The following is a 16,017-nucleotide window of genomic DNA, read 5'->3' as shown; positions in this document are numbered from 1 at the left end:
TATTAAATATTTTTGCTTTGTGATGCTTCAATAGACTTCTGTAAAAATTGAGCGTATTGAAAGTCATCTTCTGTATCAATATCAATGCATTGATTCCCATGACAAATGAATAAAGAGGGTAATTGACCAATTCGATGACCTTTTAATAATTTATCTTTTTTTAAGAGATAAAAACCATGATTTATTTCATAAAGAGGCTTTAGACTTTGTGTATTTACCCATTTACCATCATTATTTATGATGGATAGCTTGTCTTGATCCCAAATAAAATTTTGCAGTTTATTAACGCTAAACATGGAATCAAACTTATTATTGTTTAAATATTCATTTAATGCCTTTTTATAGATATTTTCATCTATAAATGGTGATGTTGCATGAACCCACATTACATTTGTACTAGATGAGACTGAACCTACATGTTTTATAAAATCTTCGACAGGAGTATCTGATTTACAGAGATCATGATTTCTTTTAATTATCTTTATTCTTCTATCAAATTTGGAATAAGGCAAAACTTGAGACAAAGAATTCTCACAATTAGATGAAAAAATAATTTCTGAGGCAACATCAATTTTTATTATTTGCTCTATCTTTAGTGAAATTAATGACTTACCATCTGTAGTGAAAGGACGAAAATTTTTACCTTTACATCTCGTGCTACCTGATCTAGCGCCAAGGAATACAGTAACTTTCTGATCATCCAATTTTTAATTACCTCTTCATATTAATTTAATCATAGAATGTACCAATCAATATGCATTAACAAAGTAAATATGAGAAATATTACATAAGTAAGTACTTATGAAAATTGCTCCCTCATACTATTCTAAAATGGCACGATAAATCTATAAGCCTTAGAGATTAATTCCATATTGTTAGTCTTGTAAATAACAGGTTGAGAATAATTATCAAAAAGAATAAGTCTTAATTCACCGTTTAAACCTTTTTTATCCATCAATGTTGTTTCAGTTAGATTCTCTAGAATATTAAAATCATCTTTCTCGGAGACCAATTTAATAAATTCAGAAGTAAGTTTAATTGGAAGATTAAACTTAGGCAAAATTGAAAGTATAACTTCTTCTATATGAGAATTTAGAATTATTTTACTTAATCTTGCACATACAACTAGTCCCAAAGCAACGGCTTCTCCATGTCTATAATATTCTTCTGAATTAAAACTTTGTATACTTTCAATTGAATGACCAAAAGTATGACCTACATTTAAAAAAAGTCGTTTTGAATTTTCTTCTATATCATCTTTAGTAAAGAACAACTTATATCTGATAGAGTGAAATAATATTTCTTCAAGCAACTTAGGATTAGATCGAATCTTATTATCTTTAGAATCAACACTATTCAATAAATTAAATAGAGGTCCTTTTTTTAATAAGGATATTTTTATGATTTCAGCCAATCCAGCATAAAATTCTCTATCAGGAATAGTATCAATAAATTTCGTATACATTATATTTAACTCTGGATGCTTATATGTGCCTAAAGTATTTACATGTCTTGTAGTATTAACACCGGTTTTTCCGCCGATAGATGAATCTGACATTGACAGCATGTTTGTTGGAACATGCCAAAGAGAAATACCTCTGAAATATAAAGATGATAATAAACCTACAACATCACCTACAACTCCACCTCCCATAGCAATAAATAAGCTATCTCTTTGGACACATCTATCTACTAGCCAGTCTGTTAAATCATTTATGATAGATAAAGTTTTACGATGCTTTCCAGACTCCAATTTTTTTTTTATTAATTTTGATCCAGCATTATTAGCACACCTTTGAAGCATCTCTAAAAAATTATTTGCAGGATCAATTCTTGTAATTCCATTATCTATAAATACTACTAATAAAGGATATTTTTTTAATTTATCAAAAATAATTTGCTCTATGTCTTCTAATTCACTTGTTAAAATTATTTTATAACTATAACTAGTGTCAGAATAAGCTTCTATATCTCTCATCTATTTAAATTTCCGCGATATATAACATTAACATTAAATAGTAAGTTTATGAACATGTTAATTTAAGAAATCTTAACAAATGGATTCTCAATTTTATAATTTTTAAAAATAGTATCTGAAGAATCAAAAGTATCATCTTTAAAAAGAGTTATTGAGAATTCAAATGGCATATAATCATTTCTTAGCCTAACTCTTTTAGTTAATGAGTAAGCAATTTCAAGTATTTTGGAAGGATTAGAATGAAAAGTATGCTTATATTCATAATCAACATTATTAGAGAGGAAATCAAAAGAGACTGCTTTTTTTGCAATTTTAAAAGCTTTTTTAAGGGTATTCTCAATGAAAATATAGTTATCAATATCATTTAATTTAAAATTAAACATCCCAGAGGAAATTACATAATCAAAATTATCACTAAAATCAAAAGAAAGAAAATCGTCATTTATAAAATTAATTTTTAAGTCTTCCTCCCATACCTTATTAGCTTCATTAATAAGAACAGGAACTATATCTATTCCTAAATAAATATAGTCCGAAACAATTTGTTTTAATAAATAGTTTGCGTCCCCAAAACCACAACCTAAATCAAGGATGGTTGAATTTTCCAAGTTTAAATTTTCTATTAATATATGGTATCTTAAGAACTGTTTACCTTTATCCCAACCCAATGATTTAGGGTCATGTCCAAACTCTAAAAACCTTTTTGTATATCTATCGATAACATTATTTAAATCTTTTTTTGTTAATTTCAAGGCTAGATATTTTTAGTCATTTAATTATAAAGGGTAAATATAGAACTTATAAAAAAATAAATTTAGTCATTAAAAAATTTTTTAAATCTATCGCTTACATCATTAACTTTTTTATTTTCTAATTTGAAAATTTTATCGCAAAATTTCATTGTTGATAAACTGTGGGAAATTATTATTATGGTTTTTTTATTTTTGAAGGAAGAAATTTTTTCAAGGAGATAATTTTCAGTCTTATTATCCAAAGCATTTGTAGCCTCATCAAATATCATAATTGGACATTCTTTATAAATAGCTCTTGCTATCCCAATGCGCTGTCTTTGTCCACCACTCAAATTAATTCCACCCTCTCCTAATTTTTTTGTATATATTTCAGAATCTTTTAATGATAGATTTTCTAATTTTGATTTTCTAATCGCATAGAGTAACTTGGTTGAATCAATATTTTTTTTAGGTATTCCAAAAGCTATATTTTCAGCCAAACTTACGTCAGCTATAAATATTGATTGTGGAACATAAGCTATATTTTTTCTCCATTGCTTGAAAATATCTTTATTCTCAATATCTGCTTTATTACCATCAATGATTAATTCGCCTAAGCAAGGCTGAACCAAGCCAGATAATATATCAACTAATGTACTCTTGCCAGAACCAGAAGCCCCAAGTATTCCAACCATATTTCCTGCTTTAATATTCATATTGATATTTTCTAAAATATACATTTTATTATTTGGATATTTAAAATAAATATTACACAATTTAACTTCATCAAAAAGAGCTAAAGCCTTTTCAGGATTTTTATCAGATATTTTATATGGTTTCGATTGATTTTCGTTAAGGAGTAGATAAATAATTTTTATAGCTGAAGAATTAGACATTATACCTGCATAAGCACTATACACCTGCTGAAGTGCTGGAATTAGTTTCTGAAACCCTAAAGCAGCTGAACCTATAATTGTTATGACGTAAGTTCCATCATTCGAAATGGCTAAAAAAAATGAAATTATTGCTATAAAGTTTAAACTTAAAGAATCAATTAAATATTTTGGGAATACCTGTAAAAATTGTGATTTTGCTAGAGTTTTTCTAAATTCAAATCCAAACTTTCTATAGTCTTCAATAAAATAATTCTGACTATTATCGAAAGTGATATCTCTAAAAGCTCCAATTCCTGTTTGAACAGACTTTAATAAAAGGCCACTCGATTCACTAATAATTCGGCTTAGTTTTAATAATTGACCCTTCTGACTTTTTGCTACTACCAAGTAAATTGACAAGAATAATAAAACAACAAAAGTTGATATCCTCCAATTAATTATAAGTAGTCCTATTACAACCCCTAATGCAATTAGAATTGATGTCCATAACTGCAAAAGATAAGTTATTACTTGTACGCATCTTTGTATCTCTGTCGTTAAATTAGTAATTACTCTATTACTAGATTGCTGAATATGAGTCTTATAATCTTGATAAAGTACTTTTTTAAAAGCGAGAATTCCTATATCATTTCCTATCCTTGCCGCGAAATTTGTATTAGACCATAGTGTAAAGAGCCTTACAATTCCGGAAAATGTAACTACTATGCAAAAGCTTAGAGTAATAAATGTAATTAGAGATCTTTGATCTTCAATATTAAAAAAATCTAGTAAGAAGTTTAGTTTTATATTGTTAAAAATTGATTTAGGATTAGCTAAAGATTGGATTAAAGGAAAAATTAATATTATTGAAAATATTTCACATATGCTACTTAAAAGCATCAGCAAATAAAGCCCAATTAATTGAAATCTTCTTTTTGCAGAAAGAAATGAGTATATTGATTTAATTATATTAATAATAGAAACTTTTTTATTAATGTTATTTTTTTCTGAAAAATAAATTGGCACTTTTAATCTCTTTAAACCACCATTTTTTCACTATACACTAGCTTAGTATCACAAACCACTTGATATATTTTACATTATGATTTTATAGAAAATAAAACTAAAAAAATTATAAATATTATTTTTAATCTTTATTCTTTTTTTATATTTTATAAATCATATTATTTTTCGTTTTATAAAGAGGGGTTATTAAGATTGATTATTTTGTTAAGAAATTTATTTAGAACTTTTTCTATTAAATATATTTATATTATTTTTAAGTAAATCCATGATAGTCATGAAATTATCTTTTTTGATAAAATATGTAGCATTAGCAAGAAAGTTATATAAAAAAATCTTTGAAAAAATCATTCCTGATCAATTTCCAAAATTAACTTCAAAATCAGTTATCAAAAAAGGAAGAAAGACTCCAGAGTTTAATAAAATAGATGATTTTAAAGCTTTATTTTGGACAAATATAGCCAAAAGAACAAAAAGCTTGTCTCTATGTTATTCAACAAATCTTCCAGTAAATGCTCCTCAAATTGCTGTTGAAATGCTATCTAGAGGTTATGGCAGAATAGATAATTATTTAACCGAAACAGAACAAGAAATAGTAAGAAAATCAATCACAAATAAAATTTCAAGAAGTGATAAAGATCATTTATCTGAATGGGCAAGAGCAGATGAGAAAATAGAACAACTTATACAAGTTAAGTTAAATGAATTAACTAATTTTTTCTTTAATAAATCAGTTCAAGCTAGAGGATTGTATCATTATGAAAGATCCCTTTCAGGTAATCTAAAGCCCCAAGATACAGATCCGCATGTTGTTGATTGGCATGCTGATAGATACATCCCATTCATAAAGGCAATTTATTTCCCATATGGTTGTGATTGGCTCCCATATGAAATTGTTGAAATATCACCCTATGAATATTTTCAAAAAGTTAGTAAGCGAGAAATAAAAACATTTCATGAGAAACTACCCTCGCAGCTAAGTAAAAATAAAATATATCAATCCTATGTGCCACCTAATACACTTATTACTTCTTTCAATATGATTTTTCACAGACGTGGAAAATATTCAAGCCCTGGTGAAAGAACAGCAGTTTTTCTTGATTGGACAAATGAATTTAACTATATAGATTTAATTAAAGAATCTTTATTAAAATAAAAAACTTTTTAAAATTTTATATTAATATTTTTATTTGTACAAATTTAATTTATTTAATAATTATATTTTGTGAAATGTGGTTTATAATTTAGTGAAGCTTTTCGATTAGCATTTATATTTAAATATTGCTTGATTAAAAACTTAGGTAAAAAATTTTTTATAAATTTCCTCAATTTATTTGTTTCCTTATTATCTTTTTTATGTGATGATTTATTATTTTTTAAATTTTTTATATAGTCAGATTGAATGGGATTAAAATCATAATATTTTGGTAATTTAATATCAGTTCTCTCAGCTGTTACCAAAATATTAATTGGGAAATTTGTTCTAATATTAATTCTACTTTTGACATCCTGTGGTGATTTAACTTTCCAAGCTTTTGGTTTGCTGTAAGTTAATGAGATCGGAGACTCAACTAGATAACATTCTATATTTTTAAATAAGCCTTTATAAGATAAGGAATTATAAAAAAACTCTGGAGAGAATTGGAAGAAACCATGTCCAGCATAATTATTACATGGTGTGGCTAAAACTAAATTTCCTCCAACTTCTATTAGAGAGAAATAGTTATAAATGCATTGTTTTGAATCAAATACATGTTCAATAGTACCGTAATCAATAAGAGTATTAAATTTTTGTTCTATTTTGTGTGGCATGGATAAATCTAAAACTATATTAGCTTTTTCGTAGCTAGAAATATCTGCAACATCTACCTCTGTAGATAAGTTTTCTTCAATCATTATATTTTTAATTGGCTTGCCATAATTTATATTACTTTTAAATATTCTGTAATCGGTCTGATTGCCTATCATTAAAGTACTTCCTAATTTACCTCTTCTTTCTGAAAGCTTCTTTAGAATATGCCATCCAAAATTTCCTACTCCCATTACTTTTTTTAAATTTATAATTTTTTACTTTAATCAAATATTTTAAAAAGTGCTATAAATTCATCTAATAAATTTATCTTATTTAGGTATAAATTGGTTTTAAGACAATAATATTATTTTTTAAAACTTTCAAAGATTTAAATTTCATTATGCAAGTTAAAATATCAAATTAAAGATTTTAAAAATTAATACAGCATATAATGAAAAATCATTATACTTTTTGAGCATGTTTTTTTCTCTAAGATTATTATTAAAAAGTTTTTATAGACTATTTAGAAATAATAGAAAAACATACTCGAAATATAGGCAATCAGGCGAAATTAAAAATAGTGCTAGATACTGTTATTCAGTATGGCTTAGACATATTGTGAAAGCTTACGAAAATAAATTTATTGAAGCTATTCCCGATTCAATTATAGAACTAGGTCCAGGAGATACACTAGGTACAGGAATAGCAGCAATTTTATCTGGCGCGAAAAAATATGTAGCATTTGATGCTCAGCCTAATGTAGAAATTGAAGAAAATTTAAAAATACTCGAAGAGCTAATTGTCTTGTTTTCTAATAAATCTGATATCCCTAATCATGATGAATTCCCTAAGATCAAACCAAAACTTAAGGATTATAAATTCCCAAAATATCTTTTCTCTGATAAAACTCTAAAGAGTTATTTATCGCATGAAAGGATCAAGGAAATTAAATATTCCATAATGAATACTAAATCTAAATCATCTTCTATTCAATATGTAACCAACTCATATTTTGAGAGAAATATTGATGATTTTAAATTTGATATGATTTTTTCACAAGCGACCCTTGAGCATGTTGATAATTTGAGCAAAACATATGAATTCATGAGTAAGGCTTTATCTTCTTCTGGTTTTATGTCTCATCAAATAGATTTTAAAAGTCATAATACCTCAAAAAGTTGGGACGGACATTGGAAATATTCATCTATATTTTGGAAATTAATTAGAGGTAATAGAAAATGGTTCATCAATAGATACCCTTGTGGGACTCATATTAAATTTATTAAAGATAACGGATTATTAAATTTAAAAGTTGAAAGGCATCTTTTAAAGCCAACTTTTCATAAAAGCAAGTTATCTAAAACTTTTAATTCAATTTCAGAGTTAGATAGAAAAACATCTGGTGCATTTATACAAGCAAGAAAAAAACAATAATATTTATATTTTTTGAGAATTTTTAGATTATTAGATTATTAGTTCAAAATATAAAAACTAATTTATTTGAAAGGCTTTTGAATTTCTTGCAATCTTTTTAGTAGATAAGAATTCTTCTTTATATAGTTTAAAATCGTCAAATATTTAATCTTTCTTAAATCATTTTTAACTTAATGAAGAGCCTCAAATAAGTGGAGCTAAGCGGACTCAAACCCTTTAGCCTGTATGCCATGTAGTAGCCAAAAGGACTGCAAAAACTAGCAATTACTTTATTTATGACAGTTTTTTAATAAAGCCGAGTGCAGAAATAAGTGCGGTTTTGTCCAGGCAAACATAAGTAAGGAGATCAATAAGCATATCTAGCTTTTACCTACTTTATTAACTATATTTTGAAACAAAAAAGGGAAAAAATAGTAAGCTTTATTATTTGAGAATATCAGTAATAACAATGGTTCTTATGTAATCAAATTATAGAAATAGAGTATATATTGAAGGTATGTCTAAAAGAGCTACTAAGCAAGAAACAGAATCAAGAGTTGCTCATGCTGCTGAACTAGTTGCCAAAGGGCAGGCATATTCTAGGATGGGTAAATAGTCGTATAATACTAGGATTAGTTTTTTAAATTGTTCTTATACCTATCTCATTAGTCATGAAAAGCATTGGCCATGATCCACTACGAACAAAAAAGTTTACCCAAAAATCCTACCGAGAAATAAAGACTAATCACAAAGTAAATTTAAAGAAAATTTTTTAAATTTGGAAGCATTTCTTGATCTCATTAAAGACATCTGGGACTTTCTTAGAGTTCGCAAGAAGTATTGGTTAGCACCCTTGATTATTACCATTGTTTTAATGGGAGCTCTTATCATTTTCACTCAAGGTTCAGTAATAGCACCCTTTATTTATTCTATTTTTTAGAATGTCAATTACAAAAAAAATCACAATTAATACTTTAGTTTTGGTAATGATGTTAGGGATCTTAGAAACAGCTTCTCGCATCTATCTTTCAAGGAAAGACTTCAATGGGTTAGCAATCATTGAGTTTGCTACAAAGGTTAGAGTTTATATGCATTCATTCAAATATAAGGGTAATAGTAAAAAAGGGAATAGAGAATTAAAGTGTCTTGCTAATGCGGCTAATGATTATACAAAAAAAAATGTTTTGCCATTTTATAGAAAATATGAGCAAGGATTTAATACATTCTTAAAAACTGCCAATAATATTCCTGTAATAATTTTGTATTTACCCTCTCGAATAAGTGGAGATTTACACAAGCAATTTTTCTCCAATCTAGCAAGAAAAAATTCTTTAGATTTTATTGATATGTCTCCAATATTAAGAAATTCAGGTGATATTGATATATGGAGTCTTTACCCAGAGGATGGGCACTTATCAAGATTTGGAAATAAAATAATAGCAAGAAAATTATCAAGCTATTTATTAAATGCATTAAATAAGGAAGAGAGAAAAATCGATAGAAATATAGAAATGATTAAAAAACAGTTAACATTTCTCCAGGCTTCAAAATCATCTATCTGGAATAAACACTCAAATATGGTTTATAGAGTTTATACAAATAAAAATGGATTCAGAACAACAAAAGAATTAAAAAGTGACTCAAAGATTGCCATAGTATATGGTGATTCATTTACGTTTGGCCCTTATCTTGCAAACCATGATACATTTCCTGAATTAGCACAGAAAAATCTAATCAAACTTGGTGCAAAGAATATTCAAATACTAAATGCAGGTCTCAATGGATCTACAATTTTTCACGAAGCAGAAACACTTAAAAAGACAGTAAAAATACAGCCAAATATAATAATCCTTCAAGTCTTAGATAATGATATAGAAGGTGTCTCTTACGCAAAAATGCGTCAAATACGACCTGTTCCTCTAAGTGATGCTGATTTATTTAAACCCTCAATAGAAGAATTAAAAATATTAGAAAATTGTGATTAAAAAATTTTTTTAATATTTTATAAATTTGACTAATTTTGTTAATAATCAAAATAAATATTTGAAAGGCTTTTGAATTTCTTGGCAATCTTTATAGTAGATAAGAATTCCTCCTTATATATATTCTCAAAACGTCAAATATTTAATGTTAATTAAATTTCTTATCGTAGAATTCTATTTCATTTTTGTTAGTTTTCTTTGACTGCATAAATAACCTTTATCAGACTTATTAATATTACTCGGAATTAATTCTGGATTTTTAAAATATTTATTTCCATGCCTTTTTATATTTAACTTCTGTACTTTCCCCTTTACATCCATATGCCAAATCTGATGAACTGCTTTTCCGTCTTGGCATCTTTCTTTAATATTTATTCTTCCATGATTAACTATATAAACCACTCTTGCATTAGCTTAAGGTATTAATGCAAATAAAAATAATAAAAGAATTTTTCTCATTTATTTTTTGAACAAATATCTTTAAATTCGTTAAATCCAATAGTTCCAATAATTACATCACTCCATGGAGGCGTCGGTTTAGGTTCTATTGATATTTCATTAGCAAATCTAGTTCTTAAATTTTTACAATCAAAAATTTCTATCTGTTTGTACTCCCATCCTGGTCTGTTATTAACTCTTTCAACTTTTCTCTGACAAATGTCACCATAACAACCTAGGAATTTAGTTTTAAACTTACCATCGATTTTCCATTCAGCATTAACAGCATTAGGTAAAGCGATAACAGCTAGTAGACTTAGTAGTAAAGGTTTCATTTTTAGCAACTTAAGAATGTCCTTAAGTGCATTTTAGGGTGCAGAATTGACTAAACAAGCTTGGACAAGTGGGTACAAAAGTTATGTCTTTACGAAATCGTTCTTGAAAATGTTTGGTATCACTGGAAAAATTTAATGGAGCCAAGGGGATTTGAACCCCTGACCCCCTGCATGCCATGCAGGTGCTCTACCAGCTGAGCTATAGCCCCATATGCTTATTTTAAATTGTCTTATTGAAAATAAGCAATCTTTTGTTTGTAAAATATGCCTTATCTTTTAAAAAAGAGGTTGATAAAGTTATTTTTGTTTTCTATTTTTTCTAGTTAAAGATATAGTTTTTTCTAATAACTTTATTAATGCATTAATGGTTTATCCTCTCTGATAAATTTTATTTATTAGATGTAAAATTATTTCACCTTTTTTCATTTGCTAGATAAGCCTACTCAATTCCTGATGAGAATAAATTTCTAGATAAATAAAATCCTCAGAAAAAAGTATATTATCCTTTAATTCTTTTCTTCAATTTAGGTATATTTTTTTTAGATCTCTAATTTCTTTATAATCTTAATTATTAGTTTCTGTATTAGACTTTTTTCGAAAAATTCAAATAATAAATTATATAAAAAAAAGATATTCAGAATCAATCCCTAGATAAAAAATCTAAAATTTATATTTAAAATTTCATTTTATAATAAAGGGTTTATAAATTTTATATATTCTCATCTTACTATAAATCAAAGAAATTAATATTTAATTATTTTGCTCAAGAAATGCCAATCTATTACATTTTAGTATTTCCATGCAACATTCATCATAATCTCTAGCATTAAATACCAAGATTTCACCTGAGCCTAAAATTTCCTTTTTTAAAAAGTTTTTCTTAATCATCAATTCGGTCGCAACTCTATTATTTTTTTTTGTTTTTAAATTTTTCCTAACAAAATATCTTTGAGAAATAGGAACTTTTTGATCTCCGCTTATTAAGTGACCTTTGAATGTTTTATAAAAGTTATATGGGACTTGATATCTTTCCTCTGCTAAATGATAAAGCGTACATTTTTGGAATCCAATTCCAAATAACATTATTTTTCCATTGTTTTTCAATAAGTGAGTGAATGGGGAAGACTTGTCTAAATAAGAATTGTAAATTTCGGTATATAGTGAAGATCTCGCGCCGGAAGCACAGAAAGATATCATAGGAACTGTTGATCTTTTGACGTTTGATCTTTTTCTAAAACATTCACTTAATAAACCAGTTTCACTTTTTTGTGTAAGTGAAAAACTTTTTGTTTCTGCAAAAGAACGTGTATCACTCATCATAATTAGAGTACCTAATTCAGTTAGGATTTTTTCCAAGTTATCAATAATTATTTCTGGACTAGGATGAAAAAAACCAATATTTTTTAAAGAAGAATGTACTAATAAATCGTCTCCTGGTTTTATTAGATTTTCAAAAACCTTCTTGATATCAAAACTATAAATTTTTTCCAAAACAACTTTTTACAGAGATATTTATTTTACTACTTATATAATAAATAAATTTTAAAAATTTTTAAGTTAATAATTTTTTTAATTTTTAACATATATAAGCAGTTAAATTAGTTTCTAATTTTTTTTTAATTAAGAAATTCTATTACAGGTTAAAGTAGTAAGTATAAATTAAGTATTAAATAATTTATGTTTTTTAATTTAAGAAAAAAAAATCTCATTAACTTTATAGATACCATTGCAAGAGTTTTTATATCTTCGATATTTATAAATGCTCTACCAACTATGATATTTGATTTTTCATATTATTCTAGATACATAAACTCTACTGGAATTAATGAATTACTATCTCCATTTTTATTATTTAGCTCAATTACATTAATCATAATTGGGATATTTTTGTTTATTTTCAGAAAAGCTAGCAATTTAGGCCCAATAATATTATTAGTATTTTTAATACCAACTACATTTATTATTCATGTTTTTGCATTCCCTGATATCGGAGCTATTATTAGGAATTTATCAATTATTGGCGTCCTTATAATAACTATTTTACGAGATTAAAATTGATATTATGTTTAAATTAAATATAAAATGATTCTCTAGATTCATCACAATTTATAAATATGTTTTTTAATTTAAGAAAAAAAAATCTCATTAACTTTATAGATACCATTGCAAGAGTTTTTATATCTTCGATATTTATAAATTCTCTACCAACTAAGATTTTCAGTTTTGAAAGAAATGTTGATTATGTAAGCTCTGCTGGAATTCCAGAATTCTTATCTCCATTTTTTTTGATTTGCGCAATTTTAATAATCTTAATTGGAACTTTTCTATTCGTTTTTAGAAAAAAAAGTAATTTAGGACCAATATTACTATTAATATTTTTAATACCTACTACATTAATTTTTCATGTATTTGCTTTCCCACATATGGGAGGGGTGACAAGAAATCTTGTTTTAATTGGGGGTCTTATTATTGCTTTAATAAGAAAATAAAAATTTATAAAATAGATAAATTAAATAATTAACATTTTGGATAATAATAAGTAAATAATATATAAAAAGAAATCATAAATTTAAATTTCAAAAAAACAATTCAAATTTTAAAAACTACTTTTATTCATTATTTATCATTTCATGATTTATGATATATTTTATTAGACATTTAATTTTTGGTTAACAAAATCTTTTAATATTAAAGTAAACCTTAAATAATTAAAATATTAAAATTCATTCGTGGACAATTTTCCAAAGTATTATGAATTTTAGAAAAGATTAGTAATTTAAAAGTTAAACTATAAAAATTTGAATCCTAATAAACTAAATTCATTCTAAATTAATTGATAAATTTTTATGAAAGAGAAAAAAAAGATATTGATATTTATTGATTTACCAATAATCCTTAGACATTTTATTGCTAATAAAACTTTTTCTTACTTAGAGGAAAATTACAATTTAATTTATGTTTTTAATCAGGAAAAATATGATTTCAAGAAAAATCATATAGTAAATAAATTTATTGATTCCAGTAAGATTAGAGTAATTAATATGCCTAATAAAAGAACTGGGACATGGTTCTGGCTTTATATTATTACAGTTATACGTCAGCAAAAAAGTAGTAAAGGATATCAATCAAGATTAAAAGTCATAAGCTTAAGTATTGGTAAAAGAAATTTGTTTCTAGCAAGAATTGCAGCATTACCAGGAATTTATCATATCTTTAAATTACTGTTTATCAATTTTCTGGGGATTCACAAAGGGATAAAAGAGCTTATTAAAATTGAAAATCCCTCGCTAATAATTCATCCAACAGTATTGAGCGGTAGTTATATAAATGATCTATTAAGGATCTTTGAATTTTATCAAAAAAAATTACCATTAATTTTTTTAATGAATTCTTGGGACAATCCTTCTGGGAAAGCTTTTTGCACTGGTAGCCCCTCGAAGTTAGTCGTTTGGGGCGAACAAACTAAAAGACATGCTATTAAATTTATGCGATTGAAGGAAAAAGATATTGAGTGTTATGGAGCAGCTCAATTCGAAGTTTATAAAAAAGAATGTAAATATAGTAGAAAAGAATTATCTCAACTATTTAATGTAAACCAAAATAAAAAAATCATAGTTTATGCTGGGGCAGGTAACGGCAGTTATGAAACTAGATATCTTAAATTACTTGATAATTATGTGAATTCCAAATTTTTAGGAGATTGTCAGATACTTTATAGACCTCATCCATGGAGAGGGGCTTTAGGAGTTGGTGAAAAGGATTTTTTATCTCAAAAATGGGATAATATTGTTATGGATCCTTCGATGTATGATTACTATAAAAATGAAATAAATAATCCTAAAGGACTGCCTTCTTTAGTGGATTATGATTTTAGTCATAAATTATTAAATCTAGCGGATGCTGTCATATCTCCTCTTTCAACTATTCTGATTGAAGCTATTTTAAATGGAAAACCTATTCTCTTATTTTTTCCTGAAGGTACCGATGATAATTATAAACCTGCAAATATGAATCATTTTGAAGAATTAATTCAATTAAATGAGGTGAATGTTTGTTCTCAAGAAGAAGATTTTCTCCAATCCTGTCTTGATTTATATTCTCAAATAGGTAATAAAACATTATCAAAAAAACTTATAAAAGATAGTCAATATTTTATTAATCCATCAAAAGAATCTTATGGAGAGAATCTTTATAAATTGGTTAAAAGTTATATAGAAAAATAAAATTTTTTAAAATATTTATATTTGATTTTATCAGTGAATTAGTTTTTTATTTATTATTCCATTTGATATTTGGCAATAAGTTTTTCTTTCTCACATTTTTAATATAAGGCGTTATGTATCTAACAATATCAATAATTACCTCTTCACTTATTTTTTTTACATTTAATCCTAAATCTAAAAAACTTTTATTTTTTGGATTATAGTAATGATCCGATTCTTCCACTCTAGGATTATCTATTTTTCTGATTTCAGTTTTTATATCTTCAGAATTTATTGATTGACTTACTAATAAAGCTAATTCATTAATAGACTTAAATTCAGTAAATTGATTCCTGACTTTAAATTCACCTTCTTCGGCAGGGTTTTCTATCGCTAATTCGATACATTGAATTACATCGTCTATATGTAAATAAGCTCTGGTCTGATTACCTGAACCGTATATAGTTAAAGGATGATTAATTAAACCTTGTGCAATAAATCGATTAATTGCTGTGCCAAATATACTGTCATAATGGAACGAAGTATGTAGATTTTTATTTTTAGAAAGTTCAGTGTGCGAACCGTAAACTATACCTTGATTCAAATCAGTTACTCTTAGACCCCAAGTTCTACATGAATATTCTAAGTTATTAGAATCATGAACTTTAGATAAATGATAAAAACTTCCCGGTTTCTTTGGAAAAAGAACCCGATCATTTCTACTATTATGACTTATATTTAACCAACCCTCTTCTATATCAATATTAGGGGTTCCATATTCACCCATTGTACCTAATTTAACTATGTGGCAACTTGGATTAAATCTTTTAATGGCAAAAATTAAATTTAACGTGCCTGTAATATTATTTATCTGTGTATTAACTGCTTCATACCTTCCCTTCATTGAATATGGTGCGGATGGCTGTTCAGCAAAGTGAATAATTGCATCAGGTTTAATTTCCTCAAGCAAATTATATAGTTGACGATTATTAACAGCTATATCTAGAACAAAACTTTTAATTTTTTGAGTTTTATTCTTGGCGTATAAATCATTCCACTCTGAGAATCTATCTTTATAAAGTGGTAAAGGAATTAAAGGGGAAACATCTTGTTTACTTTCTATATGTCTTTTGGAGAGGTTATCAACAGCATAAACTGACCACCCTTTTGAAGCAAAATGTAATGATACTGGAAATCCCAGATATCCATCGGCACCTAATACCAAGAGCCGTTTCATTTGAATAAACC

Annotated in this window: 16 protein-coding genes and 1 tRNA gene; 7 read left to right on the top strand and 10 right to left on the bottom strand. The window is 26.5% G+C overall.

Features of this window, described 5'->3' with window-relative positions; all coding sequences use genetic code 11:
- Positions 1-2 precede the first annotated feature (2 nt).
- From HA141_RS07030 to HA141_RS07015, 4 genes are all read right to left on the bottom strand, one after another.
- On the bottom strand, positions 3-704 hold the full coding sequence (locus HA141_RS07030) for a cytidylyltransferase domain-containing protein (RefSeq protein ID WP_209118281.1): 702 nt from the start codon (positions 702-704) through the stop codon (positions 3-5).
- Positions 705-826: 122 nt separating this feature from the next.
- Positions 827-1,978, bottom strand: a complete 1,152-nt coding sequence (locus tag HA141_RS07025; protein ID WP_209118279.1) for a 3-dehydroquinate synthase family protein — start codon at positions 1,976-1,978, stop codon at positions 827-829.
- A gap of 62 nt (positions 1,979-2,040) precedes the next feature.
- Positions 2,041-2,730: a class I SAM-dependent methyltransferase gene (locus HA141_RS07020; protein WP_209118276.1), complete on the bottom strand. Its 690-nt coding sequence runs from the start codon at positions 2,728-2,730 to the stop codon at positions 2,041-2,043.
- Between the two features lie 62 nt (positions 2,731-2,792).
- Positions 2,793-4,484 (bottom strand): ABC transporter ATP-binding protein, encoded by a 1,692-nt coding sequence (locus HA141_RS07015; protein WP_209118274.1) that lies wholly within the window; start codon positions 4,482-4,484, stop codon positions 2,793-2,795.
- Positions 4,485-4,884: 400 nt separating this feature from the next.
- On the opposite strand from HA141_RS07015, the gene HA141_RS07010 reads away from it, so the two are divergent.
- Complete coding sequence (locus tag HA141_RS07010) at positions 4,885-5,763, top strand: hypothetical protein (RefSeq protein WP_209118271.1); 879 nt, start codon at positions 4,885-4,887, stop codon at positions 5,761-5,763.
- A gap of 53 nt (positions 5,764-5,816) precedes the next feature.
- Here HA141_RS07010 and HA141_RS07005 read toward each other — a convergent pair whose 3' ends face one another.
- Positions 5,817-6,650, bottom strand: coding sequence for a hypothetical protein (locus tag HA141_RS07005; RefSeq protein ID WP_209118269.1), 834 nt, complete (start codon positions 6,648-6,650; stop codon positions 5,817-5,819).
- 226 nt (positions 6,651-6,876) lie between these two features.
- On the opposite strand from HA141_RS07005, the gene HA141_RS07000 reads away from it, so the two are divergent.
- The 3 genes from HA141_RS07000 to HA141_RS06995 all read left to right on the top strand — a co-directional run bounded on the left by HA141_RS07000 (position 6,877) and on the right by HA141_RS06995 (position 9,797).
- Positions 6,877-7,833, top strand: coding sequence for a hypothetical protein (locus tag HA141_RS07000; RefSeq protein WP_209118266.1), 957 nt, complete (start codon positions 6,877-6,879; stop codon positions 7,831-7,833).
- 757 nt (positions 7,834-8,590) lie between these two features.
- Positions 8,591-8,752, top strand: coding sequence for a DUF5989 family protein (locus HA141_RS09660; protein WP_219050208.1), 162 nt, complete (start codon positions 8,591-8,593; stop codon positions 8,750-8,752).
- Position 8,753: 1 nt separating this feature from the next.
- Positions 8,754-9,797 carry an SGNH/GDSL hydrolase family protein gene (locus HA141_RS06995; RefSeq protein ID WP_209118264.1) on the top strand — a complete coding sequence of 348 codons (1,044 nt, stop codon included), beginning with the start codon at positions 8,754-8,756 and terminating at the stop codon, positions 9,795-9,797.
- Between the two features lie 171 nt (positions 9,798-9,968).
- Here HA141_RS06995 and HA141_RS06990 read toward each other — a convergent pair whose 3' ends face one another.
- The 4 genes from HA141_RS06990 to HA141_RS06975 form a co-directional block, all read right to left on the bottom strand.
- On the bottom strand, positions 9,969-10,196 hold the full coding sequence (locus tag HA141_RS06990; protein ID WP_209118262.1) for a hypothetical protein: 228 nt from the start codon (positions 10,194-10,196) through the stop codon (positions 9,969-9,971).
- A 53-nt stretch (positions 10,197-10,249) separates the two neighbouring features.
- On the bottom strand, positions 10,250-10,567 hold the full coding sequence (locus tag HA141_RS06985) for a hypothetical protein (protein WP_209118260.1): 318 nt from the start codon (positions 10,565-10,567) through the stop codon (positions 10,250-10,252).
- Between the two features lie 136 nt (positions 10,568-10,703).
- A tRNA-Ala gene (locus tag HA141_RS06980) sits at positions 10,704-10,776 on the bottom strand.
- 541 nt (positions 10,777-11,317) lie between these two features.
- A complete protein-coding gene (locus HA141_RS06975; protein ID WP_209118258.1) occupies positions 11,318-12,058 on the bottom strand; it encodes an AAC(3) family N-acetyltransferase in 741 nt (246 codons plus the stop codon).
- A gap of 186 nt (positions 12,059-12,244) precedes the next feature.
- On the opposite strand from HA141_RS06975, the gene HA141_RS06970 reads away from it, so the two are divergent.
- The 3 genes from HA141_RS06970 (at position 12,245) to HA141_RS06960 (ending at position 14,790) form a co-directional block, all read left to right on the top strand.
- Positions 12,245-12,619, top strand: coding sequence for a DoxX family membrane protein (locus HA141_RS06970; RefSeq protein WP_209118256.1), 375 nt, complete (start codon positions 12,245-12,247; stop codon positions 12,617-12,619).
- Positions 12,620-12,681: 62 nt separating this feature from the next.
- Complete coding sequence (locus tag HA141_RS06965) at positions 12,682-13,056, top strand: DoxX family membrane protein (protein ID WP_209118254.1); 375 nt, start codon at positions 12,682-12,684, stop codon at positions 13,054-13,056.
- A gap of 357 nt (positions 13,057-13,413) precedes the next feature.
- Entirely contained in the window at positions 13,414-14,790 is a 1,377-nt protein-coding gene (locus HA141_RS06960; RefSeq protein ID WP_209118252.1) for a hypothetical protein, read from the top strand.
- Positions 14,791-14,836: 46 nt separating this feature from the next.
- On the opposite strand, the gene HA141_RS06955 is transcribed toward HA141_RS06960, so the two are convergent.
- Entirely contained in the window at positions 14,837-16,006 is a 1,170-nt protein-coding gene (locus HA141_RS06955; RefSeq protein ID WP_209118250.1) for an NAD-dependent epimerase/dehydratase family protein, read from the bottom strand.
- Positions 16,007-16,017: the final 11 nt, after the last annotated feature.

The sequence above is a fragment of the Prochlorococcus marinus XMU1402 genome (genome assembly GCF_017696205.1).
In the GTDB taxonomy this organism is placed as follows: Bacteria; Cyanobacteriota; Cyanobacteriia; order PCC-6307; family Cyanobiaceae; genus Prochlorococcus_A; species Prochlorococcus_A marinus_AC.
Note: the sequence above shows the minus strand (reverse complement) of the source record. Positions and strands in the feature narration are given on the sequence as shown.